Below are 20,425 nucleotides of genomic sequence, written 5' to 3'. Positions count from 1 at the left end.
AAAATCCACACCACCAAAATATATGGTTAAGGAGGACAAGGGAGAATGAAGCGGAGATTGAATGCTCTTGCAGCCGTCGGCCTCATCCTGGCTATGCTGGCCAGCGGGACGGCGTTTGCCGCGGGCGGCGGGGCCCGGGCGGCCCAGAGCGGTGACCCGGACGACATCGAATGGGTGGTCAAGTACCGGGAGACCTTTGATGACAAGGTGCTTGAACCGGAGGATTGGGTGGAGGACACATACGAAAACGAAGAGTACGACATTTTCTACGGTGACAGCGGCTATGCCATGCAGACCAGAAATGAGAATCTGCTGCAGGAGCTGGGGGACTTTTCCGCCTACCGCAAGTCCTACTCCTTCGGCGAGGATAACTGGCTCACGGTGGAGACTTACGGCCGCGGCGCGGATTCGGAGACGCCGCCGGAGACAGGCGGCCGCTTCATCATCAACGGCGACGGCAAGGCGGTCATGGTCTGCGAGTCCCACACCGACGCGGCCATCATCGGCTCCACCAATCCCCTGCCCTCCACCTACCGGCTGGAGGTTACCGTGTCGAATATCGACGTGGGCGGCAGAGACCTGGACGAGAACGGCAGGGATGTCTATACCAATTCATGGAAGGACTGGTCCATGGAAAGCCCCAACCCCTATGTGGACTATGAGGGGGAGCGTGTCAACGGCTATTTTCAGGACGATCTCTCCCGTCTGGACACAGGCCCCTGGACGCAGGGGGGCAATGCCATGAGCCAGAACGGGATGTACTTCCTGAGCATCGTGGACTACGGAAATCCCCAGCCCCATAATAACACATTTATCCACCACCACCGGAAGGTCGCCATCGACACAGATAACAACTGGAATGGAAATCCTGACGGCGGCGGTACCTGGTCCTATGTTTATGATAATGAGGGGAACAGAAATCAGGACGGCTCCCGCTACATCTCCATGCTGTGGATCGACGCCAAGGCGAACAAGGGTGACTTTCTGGGCAGCGGCGGCGAGTTCTACAGCCTCACCTCCCAGGGGCCTGAGATGGGTGCCACAATGGTGGACAAGTACAAACCCGGCGAATCCTATACCTTCGCGGTGGAGCGGACCCCGGAGAGCTACACTCTGGAGGTGAGCGGCGACTTCTACTATGGCGGAAATACCACCTACCGCCATACCAAAGCGCATATCGGCGGCGACGGCAATTTGAACAGCTGGACCTATCATTTCAACCAAACGCTGGAAGAACTGCAGAATTTAATTCCGCCCAACAGTAAAATCGATTATATGAACGTAATGGAAGAGACCTGGCCGGAAGATGAAGTTTACCCCGATTATTTCTACTTCGGTATTCCCCACATCAACTTCTACGCCGGTACGGCGGAATTCAGCGATCTGACGCTGTATGTACCCAAGGGCTCTGCCGACGATCCGGCTATGGAGAAAACCGAACCTACGGTTTCCATCTCCGGCATCGACGTGAGCGGAAAGACTTATGATGGTCAAGCCATAGCGCTGGACACCTCCGGCCTGGTCATCACCTCGGTTGAGGACGAAACCGACCTCACAGAAGCGCTGGTAGATCAGGTGACGTACAACTGGTATGACGCGGAAGAGCCCGGCAGGGCGCTCGGATATGCGCCCAAGAATGCAGGAAACTACCTGCTGAAGGTATCGCTGGATGTCATCGGAGATCATTTATTCTGGGATGAACTGACGATACCCGTTGATATCACCAAAGCAACGGTGGAGATTTCTGCGGATGATAAGACTGCCGACGTGGGACAGGCGGAGCCCGCCTATACGTACACAGTGACCGGACTCGTCGATGGGGAGAAGCTGGCCCAGGAGCCGGCTGTCAAGGGCCGGGGGGTGAATATGAGCAGCGCGGGAACCTATGTCATCTCAGCGTCCGGCGGGGCGCTGCCCCGGAGAACCGCCGGAAACTACAATGAGATAATCTATCACGACGGAAAGCTGACGGTCACCGCTCCCTACTACGGCGGCGGTTCGGGCGGAGGCTCCGGCAGCAGCGGAAACAAGACCGGGGACGGCGCCACAGTCAGGACGGCCACCGACAAGACCACCGGCACCGTGACGACCACTGTCACCTACCCGGACGGCGTGAAGGCTGTGGCCGAGACTACGGCGGCGGGCGTCACCACCGCCACGGTGACGCTGCCCAAGGGCAGGGACGCCGCCACGGTCACCATACCCGTCAAGGGTGCGACCGCCGGAATGGCTGCGGTGCTGGTGAAGGCCGACGGCACAGAGGAGCTTGTGAGAAACTCCGTGGTCACGGAGGACGGCATAGCCATCCCTGTCACCGGCGATGTGAAGCTGAAATTCGTGGAAAACGCCAAGCCGTTCGACGACGTGGCGGAGGGCAACTGGGCGGCGGACGCGGTGGCCTTCGTGAGCAGCCGGGAGCTGTTTCAGGGCACCGGCGGCAAGAACTTCTCCCCCGCCGCGCCCATGACCCGGGGGATGCTGATGACCGTGCTGGCCAGACTGGACGGGGCGGATACCGCCGGAGGCGCAATATGGTACGAGAAGGGCGTTGCCTGGGCCGCCGCCAGGGGCGTCTCCAACGGGGAAAACCCGGAGGTGAACATCACCCGGGAGGAGCTTGCCATCATGCTCTACCGCTATGCCGGAAAGCCGGGGACCAAGGGGAGCCTGAAGGACTTTTCCGATGCGGACACGGTGAACGCCTACGCCGAGACGCCCCTTTGCTGGGCGGTGGAGCAGGGGATTATCAACGGAAAGGACGGCAAAGCCCTTGAGCCCGGGGGGAGCGCCAGCCGGGCCGAGGTGGCCGCCATGCTGGAGCGGTTTGTGAAGGCGACGGCCTGATCCGGAGGTACGGAAGAAAGGAGGAGCATTCCATGAAAAAGATTAAGAAAGCGTTGTCTTTCGTTCTGATGGCGGCGCTGGTGATAAGCGCGTTGCTGCCGGTGTCGGCATTTGCGGTTGACGGTGGGGGACTGAATATGGACCCCCTGGTGCTGGTGGAGCTGGAGGATCTCCCGGATGGTGTCTTCGACCTCACTGCCGAAGGTACGGTAGACTGGATTTTTGTGGGAAACCAAAAGGATAAGATGGAGAATCCCTCCCCTCAGGATCAGAAAAAGGCCGCGTCTGGCGAGGCGGTGGATATCATCCAGTACGGGCAGATGAAAGACACCATGACCTGGCTGGGCGGAACTCTGCTGGGCGACCAGAACGACATAAAGTCCACCTATACCTGGACTGACGGCGTCAACAACACGAGCGCCACGGAGACCGACGGGGCCTGCCTGCTCTACGACGCCTATGGATCGTGGTGGAGCGAGGGCGGTGTATTCCCCGACGGCACCGAGGTGGGGTGGAGCGTAACCATTCCGGCCGCTGAAGAGACACAAATCCTGACGCTCTATTCGGGCGCGCTTTGGGCCGGACTGGAGGTCTCGGTGTACGCCGACGGCGAGCTGGTCTATGTAGACAACAATTATCACTATGACACGGAGCAGAACAGGCATACCTGGGTGTATACCGTTACCGCAGAACCCGGGGTCGCTCTTGAGGTCCGCGGAAAATTGAAAGACACCGGCGTGGGGTGTGAGATGATCTGCCTCTTCGCCGCGACCCTCTCCACGCTGGAATTGGAGACTGAGGGAGCGGTTGAGAAGCTGGGCGGAGCCATACAGGAAGGGAACCGATGGCTTGAGGAAGTAGACTTGGGCCGTGAGAAATACGCCACCCTGAAAAGCACTCTGGCCACGGCGGAAGCCCTCCTTGAACGCCCTGATTTGACCGATGAAGACGCAGCGATGTCCTGCTACTTTATCACCAAGTTCCTGGCTACATTGGAGGCAGATCCCGGTACAGGATACTACGCCAACAGCTACGCCCCGGGGCTGACTGCCTTCTTCGGCTGGGAGGGGGACGCTGGCGCGCCTCTGGCCTGGGCGGACGGCTCTTACCAGCTTCCCGGCAACGGGAACGCCATAATCAATTTCGGCGTGTCCGACCTCCCCGACGGCTCGGTGGAGTGGAGCCGCGCCGAAGGGTATCTCCCTTGCCTCATCAGTCAGTATGATAAACTGGGTATGCAGCATACCGTCGAGAGCTTTGCCGATGAAGTATTTATCAACGAGAGAAGATATGAGGTGGTCTTCTCCCGGATGACGACCACAAACACAACCGACGACGCCAAGACTCTTCCCCAGGTCAGCAGCAAGCTGATTCCCATCAACGAAGATGCGAAAAATGAGACCACTGTGCCCGGCGGCGGGACAGTGGTACGGGATTACTGTGTTTTTGCCGACCGCTTTAACGGACAGTACACATTTCCCTCGGATACAGTTCTGGTGGAACAGATAGATACGTTTGATATACATTTTGACCATATGAAGGGCTACTGGGACGAACGCCTGTCGGGTATTGTGGATATTCAGGATATGCCCAGCGAATACGCGAGAGTGACAGAGGCATATAAGGCGGCTTACATCGACCTGCTTATCGCAGCGGACGGGAGTGAACTCCATGCCGGCGAGCGGGTGACTGCATACGAACAGCTGGTTGATACAGCGGCGCTGGAAATGTTGACGGCGCTGGTCCAGCTGGGGCATACAGACGGCTTTGCCGACTATGCCCAGACCACGCTGAGAAAGCTCACCTCGTCCAGGGGCGCATGGCAGGCAGCCCAACCCTTTGCCATCTACCTTCAGAAAACGTGGGATTACCCTACCGTAATCGGATTCTTTGAAGACACCGGAAAAGTAACCGGCCTGCGGACCAGCGCCCATAGGATTGCAGCGGACCGGGTGGAATATGCCGGAGCCGTGCTGGAAGACGGATCAGCGGCCAGGATTATGAAACAGACCGACTCACAGGGCTTGATGAACTACTGGACTGCGGATAACCTGACGGCGCTTAACGGTCTGCTGGCATACCGATATATCTGTGAGCAGCTCTACGTCGAGACCGGTGAAGAGACATATGAGACTGAGCGGGATTGGGCCGCTACAGAGTACGAAAGCCTGCTGGAGAGTCTGGAGGCTGTTTTGGCGGATGCCGAGGTCCTGCCTGCCGCGATTGGCGGACAGAACGTCGGAGGAGGTAAGGGCAGCTTTCTGCCCGGCCATAGCAGCTGGAACGGCTATCTTTTCGGTGCAGAGGGGAACGGTCGGCTGTGGGAGCTTGTGGACCAGACTTACGAAGCAATACTGCAGGATGCCCCCCATGACTCGGGCGGCATCTACTCCGGCGAGGCGGGATGCTTTACAGGCGCGCTCATCGGAGAGGCGTATCGCAGCAGCGGCATTGACGCCTATCTGAACATGATCGAACATTCAATGAGCGCGCCTTACGGCTGGTGGGAGAATGGGTTTCAGTCCACGGACTCCTTCCTGCTGAACGACGTCTGTGTCCCCGGCGGCACCGGCGGCTGTCCCCATGTGTCGGGGCAGATAGCAAACGCCCAGATGCTGCTGGATGCCTTCCTGGCGGAGCGGGCGGACGGGACCCTCATCGCCGGGCGGGGACTGCCCACAGCATTCAATGCGCCGGGAGAGCGCGTCCAGATTGACAACTATCTCTGCAACAGCGGCCAGCGGATCGGCTATACCATGGAGAGCACGGAAAAAATGATTGACTTCACCCTCACCGGAGACAGGCCGGAACATCCGGTGAGCCTGGAGCTGCCGGTATTGAAGGACAATATCGCCTACGTCTCCGGAAACTGTACCTTTGACAGCGGAAGCGGAACCGTAATCCTTCCCGTGGGGACGACCAGCGTCACCATCGGGCTGAAAGCCGCGGGGGATATCATTACGCCGGTCATTGACGCTATTGACGCCATTGGCGAGGTGACCACGGGGAGCGGCGCCGCCATTGAGGGTGCCAGAGCCAAGTACGACGCCCTGACCGACGAACAGAAAGCCCTGGTGAGTAATTATCAAAAGCTGGTGGACGCGGAGAAGGCCTATCAAGATCTGTTAAACCGCCCGTCCACAGGCGGTTCCAGCTCTTCCGGCAGGCCGTCGGCGCCGCCGAAGACCAAGACCGAGACCAACGCCGACGGAAGCAAAACGACCACCGTCACCGACGCGAAGGGCAATGTGACGCAGACCACCGAGTACCCCGACGGGACCAGGCGGGTGAGGGCGACCGGGACGGACGGCGCCATCGCGCAGACCGTGACCAGACCTGACGGCAGCGAGGTGAAGACCGGAATCCTCCCCGGCGAGAGCTGCACCATCACCGTCAAGGCGGCGGGCGGCAAGACGGCGGCCCGGGTGGTAATTCCCGCGGAGCTGCCTGCGGCGAAGGCATTTGAGGATATCGGCGCGGAACACTGGGCCAGAAGGGGTGTGGATACGGTGTCCGCCCTGGGCCTCTTTGAAGGCACGTCCGAGCACACCTTTACAGGGGATGCGGGCATGACCAGAGGCATGATTGTCACCGTGCTGCACCGGCTCTCCGGCGGTGTGGAGGCGGAGCAGTCCGGGCAATTCTCCGATGTGGACAGCGGCGCATGGTACGCCGGAGCTGTGGATTGGGCCGCGGAGAACGGCATCGTCCGGGGCGTGGGCAGCGGCCTGTTTGCGCCGGAGGAGGAGATCAGCCGCGAGATGCTGATTACGGTCCTGTGCCGCTATGCGGCCCTGCTCGGCCTGGATACGGACGCTCAGGAGGATGCTCTGGCACCCTTCACGGACAGCGCCCAGGTGAGCACCTGGGCGGAATCCTCCGTGGCCTGGGCTGTGGAGAAGGGGCTGATAAGCGGCGGCGCGCTGAGGCCTGGGGATACCGCCACGCGGGCGGAGGTGGCCGTCATACTGACCGGCTTTGTAGATCTGCTGAGCAAGTGAGAATGCGGGGCGTTCCATCGCCCGGCTTCCCAATATCCTTTTTTTCCTCCTAAGCGCAGGGGATGGCCGCCTTTTCGGCGGCCATCCCCTGCGTGATTTTAAGAGACGGAAATAAGACCAGAAAACAACGTTCGCATGGGGACAGCCACCCCATGCGAACGTTGTTTTTTATGCACAATATCAGTATATTAAGCCACGATCCGGCCGCCGAATAGAATGCGTCTGATGGAGAGATCCCGATTAAAAATGACAATATCGGCCCGTTTTCCCGGGGTGAGGCTTCCCACCGCCGCATCCAGCCCGACTGATTTGGCGGGATTGACGGTGGAGGCCTTCAGGGCGGACTCCAGAGGAACGCCGAATTGGACGGCCCTGCGCATACAGTCCGTCAGCACGGTGACGCTGCCGGCCAGGGAGCCGCCCGGTATAGTGGCCGCTCCGCCCGCCACGGTGACGGCCTGGCCGCCCAGGTCATATCGGCCGTCGGGCATTCCGCAGGCCCGCATGGAGTCGCTGATGAGGCACACGCGGTCATCGCCGAACAGGCGGAATACGGAGCGGACCATGGCCGGGTGGAGATGCAGGCCGTCGCAGATGAGCTCCGCATAGGCGCCGGAATCCGCAGCGGCCCCCACGATGCCGGGGTCACGGTGGTGGAAGGGCGGCATGCCGTTGAACAGGTGGGTGATATGGCTGGCGCCGCAGGAGAGCGCCTCGCGGGCGGTCTCATAATCGGCGCAGGAGTGGCCCAGGGACACGCTGCAGACTTTGCTCGCCCGGCGGGTGAACTCCAGGCCGCCCTCCCGCTCCGGAGCGATGGCCACGGTGCGGATATTTCCTCCGCTGGCCTCATTCAGCCGGGAGAACATCCCGAAATCGGGCGGTATGATATACCGGGGATTCTGTGCGCCCCGCTTTTCCGGATTGAAAAAGGGGCCCTCCATATTGATGCCGCGCAGCGCCGCACAGCCGGGGACGGTTTGGCCGATGAGGGGGCGGGCGGATGCATATATCCCGGCCAGCCGCGCCTCCGGGAGGGCCATGGAGGTCCCGAGAAAGCTGGTGACGCCCTGGGTCAGCAGGTAGCGGGATATGGTCTCAACGGCATCCGCCGTCCCGTCGCTGAAGTCGGCGCCCATGGCCCCGTGGATATGGATGTCCACCAGCCCGGGGACGACATAGCAGCCCTCGGCATCCAGCACGTCGGGGCCGGCGGCGGGGGAAACCGCCCCCAGCGATCCAATGAGCTCGCCGTTTGTGGCAAGGCTCAGACGGTGGAACGCGCCGTCATCACTAAATACCGCGCCGTTGATAATCTGCATAAATATACCTCAAATAGCTTCAGTAGGTGAAGGGCTTCAGGTAATTGCCTCATCCACATAGTAGGCGACTTTGAACTTGAACTTGTCCCCGCGGACCACGGTGCGGTGGATTGCAATCAGGTATTCCCGCTCATGGCAAAACCGTTCGCACAGCATACAGGAGACATGGGTTTGAATCTGCAGAAGCATTCGCTCGTTGACGTTTGGAGTCAGGGGAGAGAGGGTCTCATAGGCGTCGGTGATCTCCATACCGTAGAAATTCTCCAGATAGGCATAGAGGGACCCCTCCCGGAGCACGTCCATCTTCAGCGATAGAAAACGGCTCTGGAGCAGATAGCTGGTCTCAATCATCAGCGGATAGGTCTCGGCGGAGCGCAGGCGGGTGAGCTTATGCCACCGGGAGCCGGGGGGCGTGTCGCGCTTGACGATATCCAGGGAGCTGAGGTATCTGTCGGTCTCAATCAGCTCATAGCCCAGGATTTTATTTTTGATCAGGATGCCCTGCGCCTTTAAGTTTCCGGCAAAGGAGTGAAATTTGGTCAGGCCCTGGTCAAACATCTTGGGCTTCACAAAATTCCCGTTCCCCTGTGCCTTAACGATATAGCCGTTCTGCTGCAGATCGTCCAGCGTGCGCCGGATGGTGGAGCGGCTCACATGGTACATCTCGCACAGAACCCGCTCCGCCGGGAGAGCGGTATTCTCCGAGTAAAACCCGTTTTCGATTTTTTCCTGCAGGTCGAGGTAGATCTGGCGGTAGAGAGGAAACTCGTTCATGTGATGTCACCCTCTTTTCACTTGGATTATAACAATAGAACCACTTGCAGTCAAGCAAAAGGAGATAAGTGGTGAATTGGTATGTATCCGGTTTGCGTACCTTCATCAGATTGGACATAAATGAAGAAAAGCTATTGTCTTTATTATTGCAATATGACAAAATGGCCCCGTAAGAAGGGAGGACAATGGTATGATAAAAGACCTGATTACAGATGAGACCTATCTGGATGACGTCGTATGTGAAACATGGGAAGAGCTGGTGGATATCGGGGGAGGCCCGCTTGTAAAACAGGGGGCGGTGGAACCGCGGTTCCTGCAGTCGATTAAGGACACGGTGCATGAGTTTGGCTCCTACATGGTTGTGGTGGAGGATCTGGCCTTTTTTCACGGACGCCCGGAGGCGGGCGTAAAAAAGCTTTCCATGAGCATGGCGGTGCTCAGAGAACCGGTCTACCTGAACGATAAGCGGATCAAGGCGGCCATCGTGTTTGCGGCGGTGGACAGCAAGAGCCATTTGGAACTGATGCGGGAGCTGGGGGCGTTGCTCCAGGACGAGGAATTTCTGTTCCTGCTCCGCAATCACGGCAGGAAGAGCGATATCCTGAAAAAAATACAAGAAGGAGCGGACATAGCGTGAAGTTTAGAGAGTATCAGGGGGTCATCACCCGGCAGTTGGAGCAGCAATTCGACGAGGAGGCCGCCAATATTGAGAAGGCTGCGGAATACTGCGCGGCTTCCGTGTGCAGCGGCCGGGTCATCCATGTGTTTGGCTGCGGACATTCCCAAATGTTCGCCATGGAGGTATTTTACCGGGCCGGCGGGCTGGTCCCCGTCAACGCGCTGCTGATTCCCCATCTGGCGCTCTTCCCCAAGGCCAAGCTGAGCACCCTTCAGGAGCGGGTGGAGGGCTTTACCGGGAATTATCTGGAGCTGGAGGACGTGGACCCCCGGGACACCATGATTATCGTGTCCATCTCCGGGCGCAACGCCGGCGTGGTCGACATGGCGCTGGAGGCCAAAAAAATCGGCATGACGGTGGTTGCGCTGGTGTCAAAGCAGTTCGCCGGCACCACCTCCTCCCGCCATTCCAGCGGCAAGAATTTGATGGACGTAGCTGATGTGGCCATCGATATCAAGTGCGTCAGCGGCGACGCGGCGCTGGAGATGGAGGGGCTGGAGCCCCACTTCTGCGGCACGTCCACGGTGCTGGGGATGTCCGTGATGGAGTCCATCATCGCGCAGACCGTGGAGAACTGTGTGAAGGCGGGATACACCCCGCCGATTTACGTCAGCTCCAACCTGGACAAGGGCGACGCCATCAATGACGAGCACATCAGAAAGTACAACAAGCTGATATCCTGCCTGTAACACCCGTACAGGGCCCTTAAATTCGGCAGCCGTCGCCGTAAGGACGGCAGACGCGGCGCGCGGCGGGAGCTGACCGCCGCCGGCGCGAGAGGGAGGTAACGATGCATATCGTCTGTGTGTGCGGATTGGGCATGGGTTCCAGCCTGATTCTGAAAATGACGGTGGACAAGGCGCTCAAGGAGCTGGGCGCCACCGGCCATGAGATTGAGCACTGGGACGCGGGGACGGTGGACAGCAGGGCCGCCGATCTCATCGTCACCTCTGCCGACTTTACCGATCGCTTTGCCGGGCGGAAAAACGTCATCTTCGTCAACAATGTGGTCAATACCGGGGAGGTGAGGGAGAAACTGAAAGGGTACCTGGAAGAGAACCATCTGATGTAATCGTAAAGAGGAGGGAGAAGTACAAATGCAAGTCTTGAATTTTTTCCTAGAGCTGCTGCAGACCCCCGCCGTCATCCTGGCAGTGGTGGCCCTCATCGGCCTCATTGCCCAGCGCAAGAGGTTCCCAGACGTCCTCTCCGGCACGGTGAAGACAGCACTGGGCTACCTGGTGCTCTCGGCAGGCTCCAGCCTTCTCGTCACCGAAATTCTCCCGTTTGTCGGGCTGTTCCAGGAGGTCTTCCAGCTCAGCGGCTTCGCAACCGGGTCCGAGATCATCGTGGGCGCCATTCAGCAGTCGGTGCCTGTCATCGCCTCCACCTCCGCCATCATTATGGGCGTGGGCTTCCTGGTCAACATCGTCCTGGCCCGGTTCACGCCCCTCAAGTACATTTTCCTCACCGGCCATATGATGTGGATCAGCTCCGTCGCCGTTGCGTTCTCGCTCTATGAGGCCGGCTTCAGCAGCGGCGTGATCATCGGCGTTGGCAGTGTCATCCAGGGCGCGATTCTGACCCTTCTGCCCGCCATTGCGCAGCCAATCGTCCGCAAGATCACCGGCGGAAACGACATTGCAATCGCACACCTCACCACGCTGGGCACCGTCTCCTCCGCCTATGTGGGCAAGCTGGTGGGACGCAACAGCAAGAGCGCCGAGGACATGAAGCTCCCCGAGGGGCTGAAATTCTTTAAGGACACCTCCATGTCCATCGCCATCGTCATGTTCATTTTCTATATGTTGGTGGTCCTCATGGCCGGACCGGAGGCCGTGGGCGCTTACTCCGGTGGGACGAACTACATCATCTACGGCCTTTTGAAGGCCCTGGGCTTTACCGCGGGCGTGCTGGTCCTCCTGCAGGGCGTCCGGATGCTGCTGGGCGAGCTGGTTCCCGCGTTCAAGGGCATCTCCGACAAGCTGGTGCCCAACGCGGTTCCCGCGCTGGACGTCCCCGCCCTCTTCGGCTTCGCCCCCAATTCGCTGATGCTGGGCTTTATCTTCGCCACCCTGGGCATGATCGTGGCCATGTTCATCTCCTCCGCCCTGTTCGGTGTGGTGCCCCTGGTCTCCATCATCGGCGCCTTCTTTACCGGCGGCGTAGCCGGTATCATGGGCAACGCCCTGGGCGGGCGCATCGGGGCCATGGTCTCCGGCTTTGTCTACGGCGTGGAGCTCATTTTGTTCTCCGGCTTTACTTATAAGCTCTTCGACCATTTCGCCGCCGTGGGCGCCGAGGGCACCGGACATGACTGCATCGACGCGATGGCGCTCATGTCCATCATGAAGAGCCCCATCGCCGGCATTATCATCATCGTGGGCGCGTTTGTCCTCCTATCCGTGCTGGAGGTGCGGTACCAGAAGAAGCTGGCCGGGGGCAAGTAAACAACGATGGAGGGGGGCGGAGTGCGGCTGGCCGCCCTCCGCCCCCCAAATCACGAACTGAGTCATCGACAGGAAGGAACGAACTATGTATCTGACGGAACAGGAACTGAAAGGCCAGTTTGAGGCGTTGAGCCGCACGGCAGAGGCGCTGCGCTCCGGCCGCGACGGCGCCGAGGCGGCCCTCTCCGGCGTCCGCTCCCTCTGCGTTCTGGGCTGCGGCTCCAGCTTCAGCCTTGCCAAATCCGCCGCCACCCAGTTCTCGCAGCACACCGGCATCCCCGCATGGGCCCTGGCCGCCGGCGACCTGCTGGTGAACTTCCCCGCCTATGAAAAAATGCTCCGGGACGCCACGGTGCTCCTGCTCTCCCGGTCGGGCTCCACCAGTGAGGTAATCCGGGCGGCGGCACGCTGCAAAGACGAGCTGGGCTGCCCACTTCTTTCCATCTGCGCCCGGGAGGGCGCGCCTGTGGAGGCCCTTGCCGATTGGAGCCTCACGCTTCCGTGGGCGTTTGACGCTGCCGTCTGCCAGACCCGCACCGTCACCAACCTCTACGCGGCCGCCCTGGGACTTGCCTGCATTGCCGGCGGGGACGAGATGGGTCTGGCCGGGCTGGACACGCTGGAGGAGCAGGCCGCGCGCTTCTGCCCCGGACTGGAGGAGCCGCTTAGCGCGCTGGCCGCCGGCTCCTGGACCAAGGCGGTGGTTCTGGCCGACAGCGGCATGGCGGGCCTTATGGAGGAGGGGGCGCTGGCCTTCAAGGAGATCTGCCGCAGGGACTCCAACCATTACCATCTGCTGGACGTGCGCCACGGACCAATGGTGCAGATCGGCGCGGACACGCTGGTGATAGCGGTGTGCTCCTCGGGGGACCGGGAGCTGCAGCGGGCCCTGCTGAAGGATATCGGAGAAAAGACGGAGCATCTTCTGACACTGGACTGCGCGGCCGGGCAGGGCGGGGCGCTGCCCGGCATACCGGTGGCGCTGCCCGACTGCGCTTCAGATGATCTCAGGGCTGTATTCGCGCTGTACTGTATCCAGCTGCTCTGCTTACGCCACGCCATTGTCCGGGGGGTCAACCCGGACGAACCGGAGGGATTGGACCCATGGATCAGTCTTTAAACGCAAATCCCGTGCAGACGCTGCTGCAGGGGCGGGGCAGGGGCCGGCAAAAGGGGATTTACGCCTGCTGCAGCGCCAACGAGTATGTTGTCCGCGCCGCCATCCGCCGGGCCAGGGAACGGAATACCGTGGTCCTGGTGGAGGCGACCGCCAATCAGGTGAACCAGGACGGGGGCTATACCGGTATGACCCCGACGGATTTCCGCGCGTTCCTGGACCGCCTGGCGGCGGAGGAGGGGATGCCCCGGGAGCGGGTGTTTTGCGGGGGAGACCACTTGGGCCCGCTCACCTGGCGGAATCTGCCCGAGGCAGAGGCCATGCCCAGGGCGCTGACCCTTGTGCGCAGCTATGTGCTTGCGGGCTTTATAAAAATCCATATCGATACCAGCATGCGCCTGGCGGACGACGACGGGCAGAGCCGCCTGCCGGATGAGGTCATCGCCCGGAGGGGAGCGGAGCTCTGCGCCGCCGCCGAGGACGCCTTCACCGCATACACCGCCGCCCATCCCGGCGCGAGCGCCCCGGTCTACGTCATCGGCAGCGAGGTGCCCATCCCCGGCGGCGCGCTGGAGAATGAGGACTGCGTGGCCGTAACCAGGCCGGAGGACTGCCGCGCCACCCTGGAGGCCTTCCGGGCCGCGTTCGCGGCCCGTGGGCTGGACAGGGCATGGGGCCGTGTGGTCGCCCTTGTGGTCCAGCCGGGCGTGGAGTTCGCCGATGAGAGCGTGGTAAAATACGACCGCGCCGCCGCGCGCCCCCTCACCGCCTGCCTGGAGCGCTGGCCCGGCCTGGTGTTTGAGGGGCATTCCACCGACTATCAGCCCAGAGAGCAGCTGCGGGAGATGGCGGAGGACGGCATCGCCATTCTCAAGGTGGGGCCCGCCCTCACGTTCGCGCTCCGGGAGGGGCTATTCGCGTTGGAGCGCATCGAGGCCGAGCTGCTGAAGCTGCGGCCCTTTCCCGCCAGCGGCTTCCGCGCCACCCTGGAGTGGGCGATGCAGCGGGATCATAAATACTGGGGCGGCTACTATCACGGCCATGAGGCGGACCGGTGCTACGCCAGGGCGTTCAGCTTCTCTGACCGGGCGCGCTACTATCTCCCCGTCCCCCGCGTCTCCGCGGCCGCGTCCACGCTGCTGGCCAACCTGGATCGGGAGGGTATTCCCCTGGCGCTGCTCAGCCAATATCTGCCCGCCCAATTTCAGCGCGTCCGCGCGGGAAAGATTCCTCTGCGGGCGGAAGATCTGCTCATCGACCATGTGGGCGGCTGGATCGATGATTACCTGTACGCCACCATTGAATAGGTGAGGAGAGCCATCATGTATCAAACGCTGCTGTTCGACATGGACGGCACTCTGGTCGACTCGGCGGAGGGAATTTACCGCTCCCTGCGCTGCGCCTTGGAAGCCGTGGGCGGTCCGGAGCTTTTGCGCAGCGAGGTGCGCCACTTCCTGGGCGCGCCCCTGGAGGAAGTCCTGCAAAAGCGGTTTGGCTGCGATGAGGGGACGGCGCTCCGGGTGCGGGAGCATTACATGGCCCACTACCGCGACCACGGCCTGCGCGCGACCCTCCCGGTTCCGGGCATGACGGAGCTGACTGCCCGCCTGAAGGCCGCCGGCTTCCGGCTGGCCATCGCCACCTGCAAGCCCTGGGCCTACTGCGGGCCTACCCTGGAGCTGTGCGGCTTTTCCGACTGCTTTGAGGCGGTGGCCGGCAGCTGCCACAACGGGGTGCCGGAGGAGAAGGCCGCCGTCATCCGGGAGGCGCTGCGACTCCTGGATGCGGACGCCGGGACGGCGCTCATGATTGGAGACCGGGCGGTGGATGTCTGCGGCGCACGGGAATGCGGGATACCCTGCGTGGGCGTTGAGTTCTGCGGCTACGCCGATCCGGGGGAGCTCAGCAGGGCCGGCGCCGCTGCGGTGGTGCATACCGCCGGTGAGTTGGAGCGCCTTCTGACCGGAGACGCCCGGATGACAAATCGGCTTTGAGGTGAATGGTGTGAAATTAGTTGGAAATCCCGTCTCACGGGGCATTGTCATTGGCCGGGTGATGCGGTACGAGCCGTTCTGCCCCCAGATCAGGGAGTCGCCAATCCCGGCCGGGGACGTCCCCAAGGCCCTGGCACGGTATGAAGAGGCGAGAAGGCGCGCTCAGGCCGAGCTGGATGTGCTGGAGGCGCGGCTGAGGAACACGGACAAGGACAAGGCCAAAATCATTGCCGCCCACCGGGACATATTACTGGACCCGGCGATGGACCAGGAAATCCGGGAGCTGGTGAGCGGCCTGAAGCTGAGCCCGGACGCGGCCGCAGACCGGGTTTACGGCGCCTATGCGGACATACTGGCCAAATCCAAAAACGAGCTGATGCGCGAGCGGGCGTCCGACCTGCTGGACGTCAGGGCCCGGCTGCTGCGCTGCTGGGCCGGGGCGCCGGAACGGACGCTCTCCGCGCTGCCCGGGCCGGTCATCGTGGCGGCGGACGATCTGTATCCGTCGGATACGGCGGCGCTGGACCGCACCCATGTGCAGGGCCTCATCACGCAGGTGGGCGGCGCCACCTCCCACACCGCCATCATTGCCCGCAGCTACGGTATCCCCGCGGTTCTGGGCGTGGCCGGGGCCATGGAGGAGCTGGCGGATGGGCAGACGGTCATTCTGGATGCCGTGGAGGGCGTGGTCGTGACGGAGCCGTCGGCGGAGGAAATGGCCGCTTATCGGGCCGGGGCGGTGCAGTCGGCCGCCCGGCTGCAGGCGGAGAAAATCTGTCTGGACACGGAGCCGGTGACCCTGGACGGCGTTCGGCTGGAGATCCGCCTCAATGTGGCGGCGGCCACCGGGCACGAGCTCTCCGGCGCGGCATATGCCGATGGATGCGGCCTGTTCCGCACGGAATTTCTCTATCTGAACGGCGACCATCTGCCCGGTGAGAAAGAGCAGTTTGAGGCCTATCGAAAGGTGCTGGAGGCCTTTGGCACAAAGCCGGTGGTGTTGCGCACCATGGACATTGGCGGAGACAAGCAGCTTCCCGCACTGGATCTGCCCAGAGAGTCCAACCCGTTTCTGGGCGTCCGGGGCCTGCGGCTGTCCCTTGGGCGCATGGACCTGTTTCGCACCCAGGTACGGGCCGCCCTCCGGGCCTCGGCCTATGGGAACCTGAAAATTATGATGCCCATGGTGGGCGGACTGGACGAGGTGCGCGCGGCCAGGACGGTATTTGACGAGGAGGGGAGCGCGCTGGACGCGGCGGGCATCCCCTGGGACCACGGGCTTGCGCTTGGAATTATGGTGGAGGTCCCCTCCATCGCCCTGATTGCGGATATCGCGGTCAGGGAAGTGGACTTTATCAGCGTGGGGACCAACGACCTTACCCAGTACCTGTGCGCCGCGGACCGCATGAATTCCGCGGTCCGGCAGTACTATCAGGAGTATCACCCGGCCGTCTTCCGCCTGCTGGCGCATCTGGCGGAGGTCTGCCGCCGCGCCGGTAAGGACATCAGCGTGTGCGGCGAGCTGGGCGGCGATCCGCTGGCCATTCCCGCGCTGGCGGGCATGGGGATTTGTCGGCTCTCCATGGGAGCCGCGTCCCTGGCGGGGGCGAAGCGGGTTGTCCGCGCCATGAGACTTTCGGAGGCGAGGGCGCTGGCGGCGGAAGTATTGCAGCTGGGGACCCACGGGGAAATCCGCGCCCGCCTGCAGGCATTTGCGCAAGAAAAGGGCATCATATAAAAAAGGAGCGTTTGGATGTACAGGAGAGAGATTACCGTTGTCAACGCCACAGGCCTGCACGCCCGGCCTGCCTCGGAGTTCGTGACCCTTGCCGGGAGATATCAATCCAGAATTCAGCTTCAGCGCGCCGGGGAGGAGACGCAGTACAACGCAAAGTCCATGATCATGCTGATGACGATGGGGCTTGCGCAGGGGGAGACCGCCACGCTGTCCGCTGAGGGCGAGGACGAGCGGGAGGCCGTGGACGCGCTGGCGGAGCTGGTGGCAAATATGCAGGACTGACCCGGGGAGCGGCCGGGCTTTCCGGGTGAGACGGCTGCCAGCTCTCCGCATTGTTTTGCCATAAAAGGCCGCAGGCCGGGGAATTTCCCGGCCTGCGGCCTTTTCGGTATAAAAAGTGAGCGAAGCGCGGCGTATTTTTGTTGTAACGGAAATTTTGGTATGGTATAATTTGTTTTATTCCAGCCCGAACATAGGGGCGTTTTGCAGCTCGGCGTGCGCCGTGCCCTGGAGGTGGAGACGATACGATACAAAAAGACGTACGGAATACTGCTGATCTACGCCGCCGCCCTGCTCCTGCTGGGGCTTTTGAGCGGGGACATCCGGGAGCTGCTGCCGGGGCTGTGGACCATCATTATCAATGAGGATACCCTCATCACCGACTACATTCAGTTGGCGGGTCTGGGGCCCGCCTTTGTAAACGCCGCCATCGTCACCTACATCTCCATCGCCATCCTCTACTTTGCCAAGGACCCGCCCAACGGCTATACCATTGTCGACATCGGCCTCATGTCCGGGTTTGCCCTCTTCGGCAAGAATTTTGTCAATATCTGGCCCATCATTCTAGGCACCTGGCTCTATGCCAGACTGAAAAGGGAGCCCTTCAGCAAGTATGCGGGGGTGGCCCTCCTGTCCACCGCCCTGGCCCCGGTGGTGAGCTTCGTGGGCCTGGGGGGACACTGGGCCAGTCTGCCTGCGGCGGTGCTGGTGGGGGTATCCATCGGCTTCATCCTGCCGCCCCTCTCGGGGTACACCTTCCGCATCCAAAACGGCATGAACCTCTACAACATGGGCTTCGCCTGCGGGCTGGTGGCCATGCTGCTGGTGCCGGTGATGAACTCCCTGGGCAAAGTGCCCGAGAAGGTCCACTTCTGGGCCACCGGGTATAACCTCTTCTTCACCTGTATTCTGACGCTGCTGTGTGTTGTGCTCATCGCCGCCGGACTCCTCTTCGGCAACCGCCCCGTCTGGGCGGCCTGGGCCGGGTACCGCCGCCTCCTCCAGACCTCCGGCCGGGCGCCGGAGGACTACCTGCGGATGTTCGGGGCCGCGCCGGTGCTCATCAACACCGGGGTCAACGGCCTCATCGCCACGGCCTATATCCTGCTCACCGGAGGGGACCTGAACGGCCCCACGCTGGGGGGCATCCTCACCATCATGGGGTTCTCCGCCTTCGGCAAGCACGCGCGGAACATCCTGCCCATCATGGCGGGTGTGCTGCTGGGCGGATTGGTGATGGGCGGGCAGGTCAACACCCCGTCCCTCCAGCTTGCGGGCCTCTTCTGTACTACGCTGGCCCCCATCTCCGGCTATTTCGGGTGGCCGGTGGGCCTCCTGGCCGGGTTCCTCCACGCGTCGGTGGTGCTCCATGCGGGCATCCCCGTGGCGGGGATGAACCTCTACAACAACGGCTTTTCCGGCGGCCTCATCGCCATCGTGCTCTTCCCGGTCATCACCGCCGTCTTCCGGCGGCGCAGGCCGGTGCTCCAGGACGAGGACTACTTCGAGGTCTTTGAGCATGACGAGCCGGTCACACCCCCGCCCCCGGCGGAGGAAAAACACAGCGCCGAGTCCAACTGATAGACGGCAAAGAGCCCCGCATCAGACGATGCGGGGCTCTCTTGTACACATGGGGACAACGGAATGTGGATGCTCAGCGGGGGAGGAGCCGGTGGCGGCGCCAGTAGCCGCTGTAGAAAAAGACGCCGCCGATGACGGCCGGGACGATGGGGGAGAGGCACTCCGCCCAGTAGAGCCCCAGGCGGCCCAGACTGAGGCCCCGCTCCAGCAGGAGGCTGAAGAGCAGCCGGAAGACCAGGGACTGGAGCAGGGAGTTGACCATGGCCAGCCATGCCGCCCCCACCCCGGTGGCGAAGGAGTCGTAGATGTACATGGCCGCATAAACCAGGCAGTTGAGGCAGCAGCAGATGCGCAGGTAGCGCGCCCCCTCGGCGACGACGGCGCTGTCGCCGTCGAAGAGGGAGACGATGGAACCGGCGAAGAGGAAGACCAGGGCAACCATCACCGCCGAAACCCCCACCGCCAGGGCCACGCCGGTCTTGGCGGTCTTCACCGCCCGTTCCGCGTCTCCCGCGCCCACACACTGGCCCGCCATCGTGGTCACCCCCGCGCCGACGGCCCAGCAGGGCATGGCCGCGAAGGTGTTGACCTTCAGTCCCACGCCCGCCGCCGCGGCCACCACCACACCGTAGGAATTGAGCATACCGGTCACCAGCAGATAGGAGAGGTTCAGCACCCCCATCTGGATCGCCGAAGGCAGGCCGATGCGGAGGATGAGGGCGGCCTTGTCCCTGCCGACCCGGAAGGACGCGGGGGTGAAGCCCGCGAAAAAGCCCCGGCGGCGCAGAAAGATCAGGGAGAGCAGAAAGGAGACGGCCTGGGAGGCCACGGTGGCCCAGGCGGCCCCCGCCGCGCCCATGCCCAGGCCGCCCACCAGCAGGAAATCCAGGCCGATGTTTACCAGGCTGGCCGTCCCCACAAAGAGCAGAGGGCTTTTGGAGTCCCCCAGGCCCCGAAGGACGGCGCAGACGGCGTTGTATCCGAAGACGAAGACGGTGCCCCAGCAGATCACCGGCATATAGGCCAGAGCGTGGGGCAGGGCCTCGGGCGGAACGTTCATCAGTATGAAAACCGGGCGGTAGACCAGCAGGCCCAGGAGCGTGACGCCCAGGGAGCAGAGCGAGGACACCGTAAAGAGGGTGCCCACCGTCTCCCGCAGGGCGGCGCGGTCCCCCGCGCCCGTGTACTGGGCGCAGAGCACCCCGCCGCCCATGGTCACGCCGGAACAGAGCGCGGAGATGATGTAGCACAGGAGGACGGCGCTGCTGACGGCGGCCAGGCCGTCCTTGCCCACAAAGCGGCCCACCACCGCCATGTCCACCAGATTGTAGAAGGATTGCAGGAGATTGGCCGCGAGGAGGGGGAGGGAGAAGCGGATGAGCTGCGCCGGTACGCTGCCGGCGGTTAAATCCTGTTCCATGGGAAAAACTCCAATCAGAAAAAAATAAGCGGGGGCCGCACAGCGCGGCCCCCACCGGGGTGGTGGATACAAAAAAGCCGCGGACCAGGACGGTCCGCGGCCATACCATTGTTTACTCCGTCCGGCGGGCAACACAATCAGACGGGTACTGGACCCGCCGTTTCATCTGCCTCGCCGGTGAGAAAACCTTATCAGCTCCGAACAACGCCCACCGTATCCATTTGTT

General features: G+C 62.1%; 15 protein-coding genes. 12 read left to right on the top strand and 3 right to left on the bottom strand.

What is annotated here, in order from left to right; all coding sequences use genetic code 11:
- Positions 1 to 45 precede the first annotated feature (45 nt).
- On the top strand, positions 46 to 2,844 hold the full coding sequence (locus H8S62_RS01650) for an S-layer homology domain-containing protein (RefSeq protein WP_186918274.1): 2,799 nt from the start codon (positions 46 to 48) through the stop codon (positions 2,842 to 2,844).
- Positions 2,845 to 2,876: 32 nt separating this feature from the next.
- Entirely contained in the window at positions 2,877 to 6,845 is a 3,969-nt protein-coding gene (locus H8S62_RS01645; RefSeq protein WP_186918273.1) for an S-layer homology domain-containing protein, read from the top strand.
- 188 nt (positions 6,846 to 7,033) lie between these two features.
- On the opposite strand, the gene nagA is transcribed toward H8S62_RS01645, so the two are convergent.
- Both nagA and H8S62_RS01635 read right to left on the bottom strand, forming a co-directional pair.
- Positions 7,034 to 8,167, bottom strand: coding sequence for an N-acetylglucosamine-6-phosphate deacetylase (nagA, locus tag H8S62_RS01640; RefSeq protein WP_186918272.1), 1,134 nt, complete (start codon positions 8,165 to 8,167; stop codon positions 7,034 to 7,036).
- Positions 8,168 to 8,203: 36 nt separating this feature from the next.
- On the bottom strand, positions 8,204 to 8,941 hold the full coding sequence (locus tag H8S62_RS01635; protein ID WP_155144927.1) for a GntR family transcriptional regulator: 738 nt from the start codon (positions 8,939 to 8,941) through the stop codon (positions 8,204 to 8,206).
- Positions 8,942 to 9,131: 190 nt separating this feature from the next.
- Here H8S62_RS01635 and H8S62_RS01630 point away from each other — a divergent pair, with 190 nt between their 5' ends.
- The 10 genes from H8S62_RS01630 to H8S62_RS01585 all read left to right on the top strand — a co-directional run bounded on the left by H8S62_RS01630 (position 9,132) and on the right by H8S62_RS01585 (position 18,779).
- A complete protein-coding gene (locus H8S62_RS01630) occupies positions 9,132 to 9,578 on the top strand; it encodes a PTS sugar transporter subunit IIA (protein ID WP_186918271.1) in 447 nt (148 codons plus the stop codon).
- Positions 9,575 to 10,309: a sugar isomerase domain-containing protein gene (locus H8S62_RS01625; protein WP_155144932.1), complete on the top strand. Its 735-nt coding sequence runs from the start codon at positions 9,575 to 9,577 to the stop codon at positions 10,307 to 10,309. The genes H8S62_RS01630 and H8S62_RS01625 overlap by 4 nt, the downstream gene beginning before the upstream one ends.
- Before the next feature lie 101 nt (positions 10,310 to 10,410).
- Positions 10,411 to 10,692: a PTS sugar transporter subunit IIB gene (locus H8S62_RS01620; protein WP_155144934.1), complete on the top strand. Its 282-nt coding sequence runs from the start codon at positions 10,411 to 10,413 to the stop codon at positions 10,690 to 10,692.
- Positions 10,693 to 10,717: 25 nt separating this feature from the next.
- Entirely contained in the window at positions 10,718 to 12,070 is a 1,353-nt protein-coding gene (locus H8S62_RS01615; protein ID WP_186918270.1) for a PTS ascorbate transporter subunit IIC, read from the top strand.
- A gap of 85 nt (positions 12,071 to 12,155) precedes the next feature.
- Positions 12,156 to 13,190: an SIS domain-containing protein gene (locus H8S62_RS01610; RefSeq protein ID WP_186918269.1), complete on the top strand. Its 1,035-nt coding sequence runs from the start codon at positions 12,156 to 12,158 to the stop codon at positions 13,188 to 13,190.
- Positions 13,175 to 14,494, top strand: coding sequence for a class II D-tagatose-bisphosphate aldolase, non-catalytic subunit (locus tag H8S62_RS01605; RefSeq protein WP_186918268.1), 1,320 nt, complete (start codon positions 13,175 to 13,177; stop codon positions 14,492 to 14,494). The genes H8S62_RS01610 and H8S62_RS01605 overlap by 16 nt, the downstream gene beginning before the upstream one ends.
- 15 nt (positions 14,495 to 14,509) lie before the next feature.
- Positions 14,510 to 15,181 (top strand): HAD hydrolase-like protein, encoded by a 672-nt coding sequence (locus H8S62_RS01600; protein WP_186918267.1) that lies wholly within the window; start codon positions 14,510 to 14,512, stop codon positions 15,179 to 15,181.
- Positions 15,182 to 15,191: 10 nt separating this feature from the next.
- Positions 15,192 to 16,919 (top strand): phosphoenolpyruvate--protein phosphotransferase, encoded by a 1,728-nt coding sequence (gene ptsP, locus H8S62_RS01595; protein ID WP_186918266.1) that lies wholly within the window; start codon positions 15,192 to 15,194, stop codon positions 16,917 to 16,919.
- 15 nt (positions 16,920 to 16,934) lie between these two features.
- On the top strand, positions 16,935 to 17,201 hold the full coding sequence (locus H8S62_RS01590; RefSeq protein ID WP_155144946.1) for an HPr family phosphocarrier protein: 267 nt from the start codon (positions 16,935 to 16,937) through the stop codon (positions 17,199 to 17,201).
- Positions 17,202 to 17,402: 201 nt separating this feature from the next.
- On the top strand, positions 17,403 to 18,779 hold the full coding sequence (locus H8S62_RS01585; protein ID WP_243255237.1) for a DUF1576 domain-containing protein: 1,377 nt from the start codon (positions 17,403 to 17,405) through the stop codon (positions 18,777 to 18,779).
- A 73-nt stretch (positions 18,780 to 18,852) separates the two neighbouring features.
- Here the strand turns inward: H8S62_RS01585 and H8S62_RS01580 are convergent, their stop codons facing one another.
- Positions 18,853 to 20,199 (bottom strand): MATE family efflux transporter, encoded by a 1,347-nt coding sequence (locus tag H8S62_RS01580; protein WP_186918265.1) that lies wholly within the window; start codon positions 20,197 to 20,199, stop codon positions 18,853 to 18,855.
- Between the last annotated feature and the right edge of the window lie 226 nt (positions 20,200 to 20,425).

Origin of the sequence: Lawsonibacter faecis, from assembly GCF_014287675.1 — a bacterium.
GTDB lineage: Bacteria > Bacillota > Clostridia > Oscillospirales > Oscillospiraceae > Pseudoflavonifractor > Pseudoflavonifractor faecis.
Note: the sequence above shows the minus strand (reverse complement) of the source record. Positions and strands in the feature narration are given on the sequence as shown.

What these genes read in the sequence shown, in the direction of transcription:
- H8S62_RS01650 (WP_186918274.1), top strand. Translation starts at nt 46, where the DNA reads ATGAAGCGGAGATTGAATGCTCTTGCAGCCGTCGGCCTCATCCTGGCT.
- H8S62_RS01645 (WP_186918273.1), top strand. Translation starts at nt 2,877, where the DNA reads ATGAAAAAGATTAAGAAAGCGTTGTCTTTCGTTCTGATGGCGGCGCTG.
- nagA (WP_186918272.1), bottom strand. Translation starts at nt 8,167, where the DNA reads ATGCAGATTATCAACGGCGCGGTATTTAGTGATGACGGCGCGTTCCAC.
- H8S62_RS01635 (WP_155144927.1), bottom strand. Translation starts at nt 8,941, where the DNA reads ATGAACGAGTTTCCTCTCTACCGCCAGATCTACCTCGACCTGCAGGAA.
- H8S62_RS01630 (WP_186918271.1), top strand. Translation starts at nt 9,132, where the DNA reads ATGATAAAAGACCTGATTACAGATGAGACCTATCTGGATGACGTCGTA.
- H8S62_RS01620 (WP_155144934.1), top strand. Translation starts at nt 10,411, where the DNA reads ATGCATATCGTCTGTGTGTGCGGATTGGGCATGGGTTCCAGCCTGATT.
- H8S62_RS01615 (WP_186918270.1), top strand. Translation starts at nt 10,718, where the DNA reads ATGCAAGTCTTGAATTTTTTCCTAGAGCTGCTGCAGACCCCCGCCGTC.
- H8S62_RS01610 (WP_186918269.1), top strand. Translation starts at nt 12,156, where the DNA reads ATGTATCTGACGGAACAGGAACTGAAAGGCCAGTTTGAGGCGTTGAGC.
- H8S62_RS01605 (WP_186918268.1), top strand. Translation starts at nt 13,175, where the DNA reads ATGGATCAGTCTTTAAACGCAAATCCCGTGCAGACGCTGCTGCAGGGG.
- H8S62_RS01600 (WP_186918267.1), top strand. Translation starts at nt 14,510, where the DNA reads ATGTATCAAACGCTGCTGTTCGACATGGACGGCACTCTGGTCGACTCG.
- H8S62_RS01590 (WP_155144946.1), top strand. Translation starts at nt 16,935, where the DNA reads ATGTACAGGAGAGAGATTACCGTTGTCAACGCCACAGGCCTGCACGCC.
- H8S62_RS01580 (WP_186918265.1), bottom strand. Translation starts at nt 20,199, where the DNA reads ATGGAACAGGATTTAACCGCCGGCAGCGTACCGGCGCAGCTCATCCGC.